The organism is Ligilactobacillus cholophilus, from assembly GCF_030389495.1.
GTDB lineage: Bacteria > Bacillota > Bacilli > Lactobacillales > Lactobacillaceae > Ligilactobacillus > Ligilactobacillus cholophilus.
Genome location: NZ_CP127832.1, coordinates 453168 through 468527 on the forward strand (window position 1 = coordinate 453168; position 15360 = coordinate 468527).

14 protein-coding genes are annotated in these 15360 nt (G+C 32.6%); all 14 read left to right on the forward strand.

Features of this window, described 5'->3' with window-relative positions; all coding sequences use genetic code 11:
* Positions 1–5: 5 nt before the first annotated feature.
* The 14 genes from QPK35_RS02480 (at position 6) to QPK35_RS02545 (ending at position 15355) form a co-directional block, all read left to right on the forward strand.
* Positions 6–629 carry a phage tail protein gene (locus tag QPK35_RS02480; protein ID WP_290033890.1) on the forward strand — a complete coding sequence of 208 codons (624 nt, stop codon included), beginning with the start codon at positions 6–8 and terminating at the stop codon, positions 627–629.
* 111 nt (positions 630–740) lie between these two features.
* Complete coding sequence (locus tag QPK35_RS02485; protein ID WP_290033891.1) at positions 741–1070, forward strand: phage tail tube assembly chaperone; 330 nt, start codon at positions 741–743, stop codon at positions 1068–1070.
* 53 nt (positions 1071–1123) lie between these two features.
* Positions 1124–1276, forward strand: a complete 153-nt coding sequence (locus QPK35_RS02490; RefSeq protein WP_290033892.1) for a hypothetical protein — start codon at positions 1124–1126, stop codon at positions 1274–1276.
* An 84-nt stretch (positions 1277–1360) separates the two neighbouring features.
* On the forward strand, positions 1361–5554 hold the full coding sequence (locus tag QPK35_RS02495) for a tape measure protein (RefSeq protein ID WP_290033893.1): 4194 nt from the start codon (positions 1361–1363) through the stop codon (positions 5552–5554).
* Between the two features lie 88 nt (positions 5555–5642).
* Positions 5643–6494 carry a phage tail domain-containing protein gene (locus QPK35_RS02500; RefSeq protein ID WP_290033894.1) on the forward strand — a complete coding sequence of 284 codons (852 nt, stop codon included), beginning with the start codon at positions 5643–5645 and terminating at the stop codon, positions 6492–6494.
* 14 nt (positions 6495–6508) lie between these two features.
* The gene (locus QPK35_RS02505) at positions 6509–7927 is read left to right on the forward strand and encodes a phage tail protein (RefSeq protein ID WP_290033895.1); all 1419 of its coding nucleotides are present in this window, start codon (positions 6509–6511) and stop codon (positions 7925–7927) included.
* Positions 7928–7942: 15 nt separating this feature from the next.
* Positions 7943–8344, forward strand: coding sequence for a hypothetical protein (locus QPK35_RS02510; protein ID WP_290033897.1), 402 nt, complete (start codon positions 7943–7945; stop codon positions 8342–8344).
* An 84-nt stretch (positions 8345–8428) separates the two neighbouring features.
* On the forward strand, positions 8429–9580 hold the full coding sequence (locus QPK35_RS02515) for a hypothetical protein (protein WP_290033898.1): 1152 nt from the start codon (positions 8429–8431) through the stop codon (positions 9578–9580).
* A gap of 12 nt (positions 9581–9592) precedes the next feature.
* Positions 9593–9883, forward strand: coding sequence for a YomQ N-terminal domain-containing protein (locus tag QPK35_RS02520; RefSeq protein WP_290033899.1), 291 nt, complete (start codon positions 9593–9595; stop codon positions 9881–9883).
* 1 nt (position 9884) lies between these two features.
* Positions 9885–10028, forward strand: a complete 144-nt coding sequence (locus QPK35_RS02525) for an XkdX family protein (RefSeq protein ID WP_290033901.1) — start codon at positions 9885–9887, stop codon at positions 10026–10028.
* Positions 10029–10115: 87 nt separating this feature from the next.
* On the forward strand, positions 10116–12455 hold the full coding sequence (locus tag QPK35_RS02530) for a glycoside hydrolase family 113 (RefSeq protein WP_290033902.1): 2340 nt from the start codon (positions 10116–10118) through the stop codon (positions 12453–12455).
* Positions 12456–12472: 17 nt separating this feature from the next.
* Positions 12473–12772, forward strand: coding sequence for a hypothetical protein (locus tag QPK35_RS02535; protein WP_290033903.1), 300 nt, complete (start codon positions 12473–12475; stop codon positions 12770–12772).
* Positions 12773–12846: 74 nt separating this feature from the next.
* A complete protein-coding gene (locus QPK35_RS02540) occupies positions 12847–14037 on the forward strand; it encodes a GH25 family lysozyme (RefSeq protein WP_290033904.1) in 1191 nt (396 codons plus the stop codon).
* Positions 14038–14233: 196 nt separating this feature from the next.
* A complete protein-coding gene (locus QPK35_RS02545; protein WP_290033905.1) occupies positions 14234–15355 on the forward strand; it encodes a tyrosine-type recombinase/integrase in 1122 nt (373 codons plus the stop codon).
* Positions 15356–15360 lie beyond the last annotated feature (5 nt).

The following is a 15360-nucleotide window of genomic DNA, read 5'->3' on the forward strand; positions in this document are numbered from 1 at the left end:
AAGTTATGGGAATGGTCGGAATTGAGAAAGTTTATCTAGGAGTCTTAAACAAGAATGGTACACCAATTTTAGACGATAACAAAGGCTTCACAACTGGGATGATTGAAGTTACTGATGAAATGCTTGGTACATCTACTTTTAATTTCCAAACATCAAAAAACAGTGAAGAAATTGCGGGTAACAATAAGGCGTTATCAATTCAAAAATCTATGCCTACTGCTAGTGCAGATATTACCTTTAATAATCTGCCTTTTGACATCCAACAAAAGGTTTTAGGTCGTGAGAAAGTAGGTCAAGGTTGGGTAGATTCAATGGTTAATACTTATTGTGTCGTTATTGCTCAATCTCCAATTCCAGACTCTAAAGACAAAGTTTATACAGTCTTAGGTAAGACAGTTGCAACAAGTAAGGGTTATAATTTACAAACATCTACAAGTAAAAAGACTAACCGTGTAAGTGATGAAATGAGTTTTGAAGGTTTGGCTTGTGATGCCTTAAATGATATGCCAGTTATGACATGCTCAAGTGCTGACGCTGGCTTTAGTAAAAAGGCTATGTTTGACCAAGTTTGTCCAGGACAAACACTAATTACAGAAACATCAACACCCGCAGTTAAAAAGAGTAAGTAGTTAAATAATCTTCATATTTAGAGTAGGTTTAATACCTACTCTTTTTTTATGGTCTTTTTGCAAACGTTTTCCGTTATAGATATAACTAAAAAAGATAAGAGGTAAGTTAATATGAAGATTAAACTAGACAAATTACCATTCACAAAAAAGACTTATGACATTAAAGCAAGCGTTAAGAATATGAGACTTACATACAAGTTACAACTTGCATTTGCTAAAACAAATGATTTAGACAACAAATCAGATGAAGAATTAGTAAATGTTTTCTTAGAAATGTTTGAAGAATCTGAAAAATACTTAAAGACAGTATTAAAATTATCAGACAAGCAAGCCGAAGAATTGGAAGACATGACACAAGAAGATTTAGTAGGTACAGCGAATACTATTGCAATGAAATTACTTGGTATCAGTGAAGATGACGTTAAAGCATCAAAAAAGTAGAGTCCAGCCCTCACTTTCAAATGCTCAAATGTCAGAAGAGCTATGAAGATTTTTTGTTATTTGAGAAGAACGCAATAACGCAATTACATTTGAACTTAGATGAGTTGGAAAAACAAGACTATTACTTATTAATGGAAATTCTAGGGATTCCAGATAATCCAAGCAATGAAGTTATTGAAGATCCTAGAGCGTTGTTAAACCTATAAAGAGTTGCCTTAGTGGTAGCTCTTTTTTTGTACCTTAATAAAGCGTTATAGAATTATCAAACAACACGAACGGAGGTACATATAATGGCAAGTAATAAAGTTGCTGGTACTCTTAGTACTAAAATTAAGATGGATACAACAGAAGCTCAAAAATCTATAAAAGAGCTTAATAATGATATATCTAGTACTGTTTCTATTCTTAAACAACAAGAACAAGAATTAAAAAATAGTGGAGATGCTACGGGTGCGTTAGAAACTAAAATAACGCGATTAAAAGAAACCCAAAACGGTTACTATGAAAAATTAAAATTATTAAAACAAGCACAAAATGACGTTAAGGACAGATTAGGCGAGTCCTCTACTGAATATCAAAAATACCAAACACAAATAAATAATACTATTACTGTAATTAGTAGATATGATAATCAGATTAATAAGGCAGAAAAAAGCCTTGAGTATTACGATAGTGGGTTAGCAAAATTAAGACAATCCTATTCAGAACAGCAAAGAGTTTCACAATCTTTAGTAGAGAAACTTAAGGCAGAAGGTAATACTTACCAAGCACAACAAGAAGAGCTTAAGCAAAGTAAAAATGCTTTATCTAACTTGCAAGAACAATACCAAGTCCAAGAAAAAGAACTAACTAACATTAAGAGTAAATTAAGTAGTGTATCTAGTGAGTACTCACAAGCTAGAACTAAACTTAATGAGTTAGCTCAATCACAGGGCAAGAGCTCAAGTGCTTATAAGGAGCAACAAGGCGTATTACAAAAGCTCAAGAACTCAATGGATAATGTTAATAGTGAGCTTAATACGCAAACTATCCGCTTAAATAAGACTGCTACTGAAATGGCTAACACCAAGTCAAAAGCAAATAGTTTACATGAAGAGTTAAGCAAGAAACACCCTAATTTCTTATCTAAAGTAAGGGAACATTTAACGACAGCAGACGACAAAACAAATAAACTTAGTTTAAGCACAACTAAATTATTTGCTGCTAACATGCTTTCTAATGGTCTTACAAGTGCATTAAGTGCATTAGGTACTAAATTAAGTGATTTAATATCTCAAGGTAATGAGTATCTAGACTATGAGCAAAAAATGAATGCTACATGGCTCACTCTTACGGGAAATGCAACCGAAGGGGATAAAATGGTTAAGACCATTAATGATATGGCAACAGCTAGTCAAAACAGTACACAAATGGTAGACGGTTTAGCAAAACAATTCTATGCAGTTACTCAAAATAGAGATAAAACTATGGAATTGTCCAAGTCTGTACTTACGTTACAGGATGCTTTTGGTGCTACTGATGATGCTGTACAAAACTTTGCAGTACAATATTCTCAAATGGTCGCTAATGGTAAGGCAAGTGCTCAAGACTTTCTTAGCTTTACAAACGTATTCCCTCAACTAAAACAACAGTTATTGGAATACGAAAAGAGCATTAATCATAATGCTAAAATGACGACTAAAGACCTTAATGAGATGATTAGCGATGGTAAGGTTAGTGCCGAAGATATGAATAAGGTACTTATCGATATGGCAGATAAGTACAAGGATGCTACTGATAACTTTACCAATACAATACCGGGTCTTAAGCGTACCATTGACGCCACTATGCCAAAACTTGTAGCAGCGATTGAGCAACCATTCTACAACATGAAAAACCCTATTTTGGGAAGTTTGAGTAAGGCTATTACAGATCCCGCTATTACACAAGAAGTGGGCAAATTAGGTAAGACTTTAAGTAATGCTCTCAATGATGTAATGACTGCTTTTGGTGGAGACGGCAAGAAGTTTGATGGTGTAAAAGTTCTAAAAGACATCTTAGAGAAACTACAAGGAGCCGTTAAGACTTTTGCAAGTACTGTAGTTACACACAAGAAGAATATTAAAGACTTTTTAAGTGTAATTAGTACTGCTAGTGTTGCAAGTTGGAAAGTATTTGCTGAAACATTACAAATCTTATTACCAGTAATTAAGAACGTAGCAAATGCAGCAGCAGAACATCCTAAAATTTTTGCAGCGCTTACAACTGCCATTGTTGCAAGTACAACAGCAGTAAAACTCTTTAGAACTCCCTTAAGTTTAATAGTTGGTACATTTGGTACTGTTTCTAGTGCAATTAAGAAAACTAAAGACCATACAGACACCTTTAAAACTGCATTTTCTAAAGTTAAAGGTATCATCTCTCCAGTTACCAACGTATTAAAGAATATTGCTAGTGTATTAGGCAATAAACTTGTACAGGGACTCACTAAAGCCGTATCTTTTGCAGGTAAATTCTTAGGTATCTTTAAGACAATCGGTGCCTTTATGCTCACTAATCCTCTTGGGTTATTAATAACCGCCCTTTCCGCAGTTGTAGTTGGTTTAGTTGAATTATACAAGCATTCCGCAACATTCCGCAAGTTCTGCCACGAATTAGCAGAGAAGTTTGGGGAACTTGGTAAGTCTATAAGTAAGATGGCTGGTAAAATTGTCAACTGGATTAAGGACATGGTTAAAGGTATCCAAGAAAAATTTGACAGTTTTAAAAAGGCTTGTGGAAAAGTTGGAGAGAAGTTTGGAGAGTTCCGAGACGACCTCAAGAAAAAAGCAAACAATATCAAAGAGAAAGTATCTGAAAAATGGAATGATTTAAAAGATGCTACTAAGGACAAGTTTAATAACATTAAAGATACCGCTAAAGATAAATTTAGTACCATGAAGGACAAACTTACCGAAGCCTCAAATAATATTAAAGATAAGGTAAAAGATAAGTTCGAGGATATGAAGGAACGTGTAAAGGATAACGTAAAAAATCTTAAAGAAAGTAATGTAACTGTTTTCGGACTTATGTACAGTGAACTAAAGAACAAGACCTCAAAAGGACTAGGTAAGATTAAAGAAAAATGGTCTGATATGTGGAGTAGTCTAAAAGAAGGCGCTCAAAAATCAACTAAAAGCGTTGGTAATGCAGTGGTTAATATTGTAAACAATGTTATTAAGGCTATAAATAGTATGATTAAAAAAGTCCAAGAAGGTATTAATTGGGTACTTGAGAAATTTGGCGCTGATAAGGTTCACTTTGGAACTATTGCAGAAGTTAAAAAGTTTGCTAGTGGGGGTACTGTTGGTAATGGTGGTACAATGGCTCTGGTTAATGATGCGCACGGTTCAAACTATCGAGAAATGTTTGCAACTCCAGATGGCAAGTTAGGAATGTTCCCTAAAGAACGTAATTTTATGACTTGGTTACCAGAAGGTACTCAAATATTGAACGGTGAAAAGTCTAAAGCCTTAGCTGATATGATGGGAGTACCTCAATTTAAGAATGGTACAAAAGATCAGAACATTTTTGAAAAGATGTTTGACAAGGCTTGGGATTTAGCTAAAAATGTTGCTAACATTATTGCGCACCCCATTAAGTTTTTAGAAAATACTTTCAGTAAATACATAAATATTAGTGGAAAAGGCTTTGTAGGGGACATTATTAAGAGTGCTCCTAGTTACTTTGCCAAACAAGGTAGCAAATGGGTTAAGAAACTTGCTGAAGATTGGAAAAAGAAAAGAGAAAGTAGCAGTAGTAATGGTAGTGGTGCTGTAGAGCTTAAGAATGGTGCAGAATTAACTGAAATCATCAAGAAAGCTCTTGAAAGTAATGGACTACCAACAACAGACGCTTATATAAATGCTTGGTTACGTCAAGTAGCTACTGAATCAAGTGGAAACGCTAAAGCCGTACAAGGAAACATCGGAGACGTTAATAATGCTTCTGGAGACCTTGCTAAAGGGTTATTACAGGTTATTGGTGCTACATTTAACGCTTACAAGTTTGCAGGACATGATGACATCTTTAATGCTTATGATAATGCTTTAGCTGCTATCAATTATGCAAAACACCGTTATGGAGCTGAAGGAATGCTTCAAGTTATCGGACATGGACATGGATATGCAAATGGTGGTTTTATATCTCAAGAACAACTAGCAATGGTAGGAGAAGGCAATAAACCAGAAGTTGTAATTCCTTTATCCAGTGAGAAGCAAGGAAGGGCTCTAAGTTTACTTACACAAACTGTAAATAAACTTAATCGGAATGCAGGTAATAATACAGTTATAACTACTGATAATGGTAGTATGGAAGCTAAACTTGATACTATGATTGGTCTATTAAGTCAATTAATAACAACAAATAGTAATGGTTTTGCTAAACAGAACAACGGTATTAATACACAAGGTTTATACCAACAAATGTATAAAGATCAAACTATTAATAATTACCAAGCATTCTAATAATTAGAGTAGGAATTGTCCTACTCTTTTTTAATACCTTTAAAATACGTTATAGAGATATTACAAAATAGAAACGGAGGCTAAAATAATGAAGTTAAGTGATTTATGGCTTAAGGTCAAGGTCGGTAATAGTGAAGAGATTGACATAAGTAATGTTACACCCAATTTACAATTTATTGAATTAACAACAAGCCCAGCATTTTCTAATACATATCAGAATATTACGGGAGTTAATGGAAGTATCTATACAGCCTCACAGTTTGATAAAACAACCGTTAATGTTAAACTTTGGGTGCAGTTTAAGAGTTGGGAAGATTTAGACCTAGCTAAGCATGACATTTATAATTTTTTCATGACTAAAGAAATTTTAAGAGTTCGTTGTAATACAGCCCCTAATAAGGTGTATTATTGCAGGGCAATGCCATTCAGTATCGAACCTACTAAGGTTGGTAGTGGTGGTGCAGTATTCACAATTCCACTTGATAATCCTAGTGGCTTATGTTATTCAATTTTAAATAGTGATGAAGTATCAAACTTAGAAAAAGGTTCTAATTGGTCTTATGGTATGAATATTCCAGACGATAAAGAGCTAACATATCATTTTATTAATAAGGGTAGCTTTAATGTTTATAACCCTAGCGACATTGCTATTAATCCTTATTTACAAAACGATAAACTAACTATTCAAATTAAATTTACAGGTAATAATATTACAATTAAAAATACTACTAATGGCAGTAACTGGACGTATAACAAGAGTGGTAATGGTAAAGACATAATCTTATTGAATGGTGTTAATAGTAGCATTAATGGTAGTCCATGCTCTAAAGATACTAATTTTGGACATATTCAACTAGAAAAGGGAGACAATAATATTACTATCTCTGGTGCTAACACTAGCGATATTACTTTTAGTTTTCCTTTTGCATATATAGCTTAAGGAGGGGTTCAAATATGAAAGATAAACTAGTTATAAAAAACAATGAATATCAAGAACCTCTAAATAGTGTTTTAGCTGATTCATTCCAAGAAACTATTACAGTTAATCAAGCATGGCAATTACAATTTAATGCGTATGATGATGGAAGTGTTGCTTTTAGTTTATTACAAGCACAAAACAGCATTTTATGGAAGGGACAAGAATTTATAATAAAACAGTCCCAGCCAACATATGCTAATAGTCTCAATACTACGCAAGTAACCGCTACTCATATTGGCTATGATGTTAGTAGAGTATTCCAACATAATTCTAATAGTGGAACTAAGACATATAGCGTTAATGACGTATTAAGTTATTATTTGAGTGGTAATAGTTTTGGTTATAGTTGGGAAGTAATAGGGAACTTTGATAAGCAACAGATAGATAATCTGGGCAATTCAAATGGACAAGACATGCTATCAAAAATAACAAGTACGTGGAGTAATGCAGTAATTACTTTTGATAACAAGAAAATTAAAGTATACAACGCAGATGATTTTTATAAGGATAATTCTAAAGTAATTACATATCTAGGCAATAGTAACTCTATTCAACTCACTTATGATAGTACTAGCTTAGTAAATAAATTGTATTGTGTAAGTGATGGCAATAGTACAGAGGAGAACAGTAAACCACCTTTTAATCCGTTTTATGTACAAGATGATGCAAGTATAAAGAAGTATGGTATCTATGAAGGTAATACCCTTAGCGATAATAGATTTACTGATGCTAACTCAATGAGGGAGTATGCTAAAACACAATTACAACCAGAACCAAGCCTAAGCATTCAAGTTCAATTTCTGAATGGTACTAAGGGTTATAACATTGGTGATATTTGTACTTTAATTATTCCCGAACTTGATTTAAAGACTAAAGTAAAGGTTACTCAAGTTACTTTATATCCACTTAGTGATAATGCACAAAATCAAGCACAACTTGAGAATACAGCTAAGACAATCTTAAATTATAATGAATCCTTGCACAATTACACTAAGGCTCAAGCAACAATACAATCAAATGTAAGTACCTCTATATCAAATGCTATTCAATCTAACCAAGAAGAAATTAATAAGATTAATGAAAGTCTTAAGCAATCTTCACAAACTGTTACAAATGATTATGGCAGTATTATATATACCTTAAATAATGGTGTAGTTTATGTTAATGCAACTTTTACTAATATTGTAAAAAATACTACTTTTAATGTTCCTAGTGGATATGGTAGCAAGACAACCATTAATAATAGTTTAATTGTTAATAGTTCAGGTACTAATTACATTCTTAATTATAGTATTTCAGATACAACGCTAACTATTACTAATATTAGTGATTTAGCAGGTAATGCAGTTGCTAAAATAACAAGTTGTACCGCAAACTTTAACTATTTAATTTAGAAAGGAGTAAGTAACATGGACTTGACTAACATCAATTTATCCACTTGGAGCGGAAACCCAAGTACATTCTATTCCACTAATTTAGGTAATTTTAAAGCTATTAATAATTTTATTTCTAACTGGAATAATGCAAGTAGTACTAATGATTATTTGACCCCTATAACTATTGAACTAGATACAACCGATTATACAAATACAAATAGGAATGCTTATAATCAATTTTTAGAGAATACTAAAAAGATTAATAGCTTTTTGGGTTCATACATTGATATGTATAGGCTTACTGATTTTGATTACATTTATACTGATGTATCAATTCCGAAAAATACAGAGTTTAACAGAGTCGCAATTAATGAGTATTGGACTAGCTTAAATAATCATCTTAATTTCTTAATTAATCAAGTAAAAGCATTCTAATTATTAAGGTAGGTAATTCCTACCTTATTTTTTATGCTCTTACAAAGCGTTATAGAGATATTACAACAATAGGAGGTTATAAGAATGGCAACACCTAATAATATGATAGCTTTGTTGGGTAGTGATGATTATATCGAATCTATCCCAAGCACAAGCGTGGTTAATGGTCGTTTAAGATACATTGTGCTTGATGTAGACAAGCCAGGTAAATTATTCTTTAATTTGCAAGACGTATTTAACGCAACCGTAGGCGAAAAAAATAAGATTTTACCTATGCAATTCCGAAGAGGTGGCGAACCTATTCCATTGAATAATATTCAAATTTCTATGGATGGAACTTATCCAAGTGGCACAGGTTTTCACGTCGTAGGGGACGAATTGGACGCAAATAGTGCAGTTACTCAATTTACTTTACTTGATGGACTATTTCAAGAAGTGGGCGATTATGTCTTTACGTTCACTATTAAAAATACAGCAACAGGCGCAAAAGAAACCTCACGCCCTTGTTTCTTCTCTGTAAGTCAAAATATTAATAGTTTGGCTATTGATTGGAGTAACGGGGTAAGTCCTTACGATTCTGAATTTGATAAATGGAAAACAGAAGTTACAGCCCAAGTAAATAATCTTAAGACAGACATTAATAATTTATCTGATTCTGTTAATACTTTAGATAGTACAGTAAGAACTTACCAAACAACAGTTAATACAGCCGTTGATAATAAATTTAATGATAAGTTAGCTAGTGATAATACTTGGACTGGAGCTAATACTTTTAATGGTGGTCTAACTGCTAACAATGTTAATAGTACTAATGCTACTATTAATACCTTAAATGGTACTACTATTAATGGTACAGATGTTAAATTAAATAACAAATCTCTCAAATGGACTAAGAGCGGTGATTGTACCCTTCAAGGGTTATCAAGTAATGACGGCGGTACGCATATTTCTTATTGGGTTAATGCTAATACACTTTATATCACTGGTTGGGTAGATAAACCTAAGACAGCCTATAAAACATTTAAGGCTTATATACCAACATCAATCACTAAAAGAGCATTAAACGTACAGAATTACTATGTAGCTGTAAATGACTACGACTGGAACAATCCAAGTACAGCAACAAACCCTACTGAATTTCACTTAGACGGGAATCAAGGAATTATCTATGTTAATGGTTCAGGGAATGATGGTGGTGCTCGTTTAGATTGGGTTATTCCATTAAAAGACGCTTAGGGGGTGTAATTAATGTTAGGTTATTTTTTAGATAATGAAGGCTTTATCTCTTATGTAGACTATGTAGATGAAAATACAGTAGGAAACTACACGACACAACCTATTCCCGCAGGTTTAAATAAACCTAAATGGAATGGAGGTGCTTGGGTTGAAGGTATGACTAATGGCGAATTAGATAACATACACGGAGAAGCAATGCAACCAAATGCAACAGAAATCTTCCAAGCACAAATGTTAGTAAGGTTAGCAAGTATGCAACAAGCTATCACTGATTTACAAAATCAAGTAGGAGGTGCACAATAGTATGTTTGAAATGATTAAAAACTTTTATAACTTAGGATTATATACACCAACAGATTTAGATTTATTTGTTAGTGTTGGTTATATCACCCCTGAACAAAAAGAAGAAATTATTAATCCTCCAAAAGTAGAAGAATCAACTAAATAAACATAATAGGTAGGTATATCCTACCTATTTTTTTTTGTACCTTTTAAAAACGTTATAGGAATATCTAAAACAACAGGAGGTAAAGAAATGAAAAATTTAACTCTTTTAAATGATAATACCAATATTAAGTTAAATGATACGGGTACAGTTATCCAATTTAAAGCAAGTAACGAAGGGCAACCCGTAGGGCTTTCAAACGGACAAAATGCAGTATTTAGAATTAAAAATGAATTAGGTTTTCTTAAGTCTGTTCAAGCAACTACTAGCTATGGTGGCTATGTATTTGAATTAGATACAAGTAATTTAAGTGATTTAGTACCAGATACATACCAAGTAGAATTATTAGTTCAAGTTGACTCTGATAATGCTTTAATTTTTCCAGATAATGGATTTATTGATTTTACGATTACTAAAAATGCTCTAAACATTATAGGCGAACAACTCCCAGTAATGAGTTTAGACGATTTCACAAAACAATTTGATAACTATGTTCAATCTGTAAAACAAGGACCACAAGGACCACAAGGTGTTCAAGGTCCAAAAGGGGACAAGGGAGATAAAGGTAACGCTGGGGCAATTACAACAGTTAAGAGTGTAAAATCTCTTCTTGATTTATTTAGTAAATATTATCAAATCGACGCAAGCCGTGCCAGTGTTGGTACGGGTGATTATAATTATTACGATAAAAATAATTTGACTTTGTATAATTACCAATACAACGGCGAAACAGTCGCATATTATCCTTACAACAGTGGTTCGGGTTCAAGTGCTACATTGAGTCCTATTCCTTTAGACAAAGGTTGTCAAAACAGTGGTATTCAAATTGATTTTGATTTAGTAACGACTGCGGACGGTGGAACATTTACGGTTGTGTTACCTGATTTTCCAAGTGTTATCTTACCAGTTAATGAAATTAAACAAGGTACTAATCATTATAGTTTTTTTGCTCAAACGGGTTCAGTTCCTAGCTCTGCTTATTTTGTAAATATGGGATTAAAATTAAGCAATTATACAGGACAATTAGGAATAAAAAACCTAGTCGTAAGAGTGAATAATGCGTTTGTTGATTATGAAAAAACATATGATGCAATGATTAAGAATATTAATTCATCAATTAATGGAAAAGCAGATACTGATGAATTAGATTTGTTCGATAGTGGATTATTTGATAGTATCAAACCTTATTTGACAGAAAAAGATAATCTATCAAATAGCATAGAACAAGCGTTGCATGAAACTATTACAAATACCAATGATTTAATTAATGCAACAAATAACAATCTTTCAAAATTTGCAAGTTCATCAATGGTTATGAGTCCAACTAATGTTAAAGGTGGAAATGTTAGTGCTTTTGGAGATATGGATTACAATGAAATTCAAAATCAAGGAGAAGCATTAAATTTAAACACTATCACAGTATCACTTTTAGTTCGTTGCGATAGTGCTACCAGTTCGACCTTGACTGTTACTGATGATGATTGGGCAAAGGTAAAAGCAGACGTTGCAGCATTGAAACAACGTGGATTTAAGATTTTAATTCAACCATACCCATATATCGCTAATGGTTCAGTAGCGGAAGTTGACTGGAATCCAAGTGATATAACTACTTGGTTTAATCAATATTCAGAAATACTACAACAAATAGCGGAATACGCACAATCTGAAAAACTTTATGGAATGTATGTAGCTACTAACCTTGTACATCTTGAACAGTACGAAGATAAGTGGGTATCAATTATTCAAAATGTCAAGAAAACATATTCAGGTAAAGTATTTTTTAGAACAAACTGGTGGAAAACAGCAAGTTGGGCTCCTGAAACTGTTACAGCATATCAAGCTACATTAAACAGAACATTTTGGCAATACGTTGATGTAATTGCGATTGCTGCTTATTTTGAAGTTACAGACGAGCAGAATCCAGGTTCAGAAACGTTACAAAAAGAACTGCATGCAACCGAGATTTACGACCGTAAACAAGATATTGTTACTGAAATTAAGAATTTTCATGATAAATGGAATAAACCTGTTTTCTTTGGCGAATTAGGATTGCCACCTTATTCAAATGCTCCAAGTAAACCATATGATAACCAAATGGATAAGACAAGTAAATATAGTGAAGTAGTTCAATCTAATTGGTTTGACGCATGGTATACAGTATTTAGTCAATTTGATTGGTGGTTAGGATATTCCATTTTTGAAATTGGTTCTAACTCCAGTTATAATCCTTATGGCAAAATGGCAAGCTCTACAATTCGTATGCAAGTATTTGGTGGAGAAAACAAGCCAACAAGCATGATTAGTAAAGATGTTCCTAATGTTCCAACTAAAGGAGATATTTGGTTTGTTAGTGATGATAGCAATAATATTACAGCCATAAAAAGTTGGAATGGTACAGAGTGGGTTCAATTCAATTTGAAATTAAATTAAATTAAGGAGATGTAAATATGAGTATTTTGGGCTTGTCCGCACAAGATTGGGTAGCTCTTTTAAGTATTGTATCTACCGCCGTTGGTGTTTTAATTTGGGGGTTTAGAAAAGCCTTTCATACCGTATATGAGAAGGAAAGTAAGAACCAACAAGAACTTACATCAAGACTAATTAACATCATGGACGATTTCAAGCATACACAATGTAATTTAAATGAAACCATGAAAGAAATTCAAAACGATTTAAAACAAACAAATGCAACTATAAATAATCATGAAGTAAGACTTTCAGTAGTCGAAGAAAAAATAAAAGATTAATTTTAAGAGGGTTATTATATCCCTCTTTTTTAATGTCGTTATAGATATATCACAAAATAAAAGGAGGCAAACAAATGCTAAAAGATAAATTAAAAAGATTGTCTTTAGGTCTTGCAACTGTATTTACAGCTGTTGGTATTGGTGTTAGTGCTAGTGCTGATAGTGTTAGAAGCTATGGTACTGATTTGAGTAAATATCAAGGCTATACAGCTCAATTTGTGAGGTCAGACGATGAATTTACTATCTGTCAAGTAGGTGGTATGTATTCAGACGGAAGTACATACAATCAGGCTACTTATACAAGTCAAATTAAGTCAGCATTACAACAAGGTAAAAGGGCTCACTCTTACATATGGTTACAAACTGGAACAAATGCTAACTTAGCGGTTAAATGTGTGGAGAATTTCCTACCTACTATTCAAAATGCAGCTCCAAAGGGCTCTATTATTGCGTTAGATTGTGAAGCTGGTTATAGTGCAAATACTAAAGATGCTAACACAAACGCAGTTATTAAAGCTATGGATAGGGTTAAACAAGCGGGCTATACACCAGTATTCTATTCATACAAAGCATATGCTTTAGAACATTTTAATATGGGTGATATTCTTAAGGCTTATCCAGACAGTTTCTGGGTTGCTGGTTATCCTTACACTAATGGTATTTATCCAGCTCCCTTTGAATATTTCCCAAGTACAGACGGTGTATGTATTTGGCAATTTTCCGATAATGGAGACGGTACTATTAAGAATTTAGATTATAACATTGATTTAACAGGTATCACTAAAAAGGGCTATACAACAAGCAACGAACCTACAACACAAACTCCAGTAGTTGAAGAAGTAGAAAAAGAAGAAACTGTAACTAATACTAATGAAGATTACGCACAAAAAGGGACATTTACAGCAAACACAACCTTAAACATTAGAACAGCCCCTTCAACTAGTGCTAGTGTCGTTGGTACTTATGCACCTGGAGAAAGTCTAGTGTACGATCATGTTTACATTAAAGGTAAATATGTATGGTTGCGTTATATGAGTTACAGCGGAAGTTATCATTACGTTTGTGCTGGTATTCTTGGTGGAGATGAATACGGTACAAGAAAAGCATATTCCACTACTACTGTAACAAAGACATATACTGTAAAGAGTGGCGATACATTGAGTAGCATTGCAAATAAATTAGGTGTTTCAGTATCTTATTTACAAAGTAAGAATAACATTAGTAACGCTAACTTGATTTATGCTGGACAATCCCTAAACTATTAAAAATGCAAAGAGAAATCGTTATAGTAGTATAATCACTCCTTGTAAATAACTTAGGTACTAAAGAGCTATCCATATTGGGTAGCTTTTTTTGTTGCCTTATGCTATTATAATGTTATCCTATATAATAATTTTTCTCTTGAGTGGGTTTAATACCCGCTCTTTTTTTATGCTATTATATCTTTATGGAGGTTGTTTTATGGCAATTATTAAAAAAGATAACCTCTTTATAGTTCGTATTAGTTACAAGAAAGGCGGTAAATACCATACTAAGTATAAAAGTGGTTTCACTACTAGAGAGCAAGCCGAAGAATACGCACAATATTTTAAAAAATATTTAAGAGAACCTGTACAGGACAAAAATAATAAAGAAACAAAAGTAACACTATATCATTATTTTTACGAATGGTATTCAACATTTATTGAACCTAAAATAACATATAATACTAAAAGGCACTATAAAACTGTATTAAAAATAATCAAGGTCTATTTTAAAAATAAGAAACTTTGTGAAGTAACTAGAACAGATTACCAAAAATTTATAAATTGGTATGGTAGCAATCATGTTAAAGCTACAGTTAATAAAATGCACTACCATATTAAAGCAATGGTTAATAATGCTATTTTAGATGGAGTACTAACCAAAGACTTTACCCAAAGTATTAATATTGTATATAGTGATAAGAATAAGAAAAGTGTTGACTATCTTAATTTAAAGGAAATAAAAACTATTATTAAGTATCTTTTTAATAGTATTGATACTAATAAGAGAACTAATAATACTTATATCTTTCTTTTAACGGGTTTTCTTACTGGTATGAGATTAGGGGAAATACAAGCCCTTACATGGAATGATGTTAATTTTGATACATGTAAAATAGATATTAATAAAAGTTGGGATTGTTATAACTATAAATTTAAAAAAACTAAGACTAAAGCAAGCAATAGAGTAATTGTTATACCTAATAATCTAGCAAAGATACTTAAACATAAAAAAGAAACTGATAAACCTAATAGCCGGAATTTAATATTCTATAATGGTGGCGCTCGATGTGTTCCAGAGAGTTCAAACATAAATAGAGCTCTAAGGAGACTTTTTAAACGTTTAAATATTAATAGAAAAAACTATCATTTCCATAGTGTTAGACATTCTTTTGTTGCTTTGACATATAGTCTTGGTATAGATATGTACGCAATCTCAAGACACTTAGGGCACGCTAACATTACTATCACTATGAATACTTATTCCTACTTGTTAGAAGAATTTAAAGAGGAACAAGAACACAATCTTGTAAATAGCCTTACAAAAATTTACAAATAATCTTT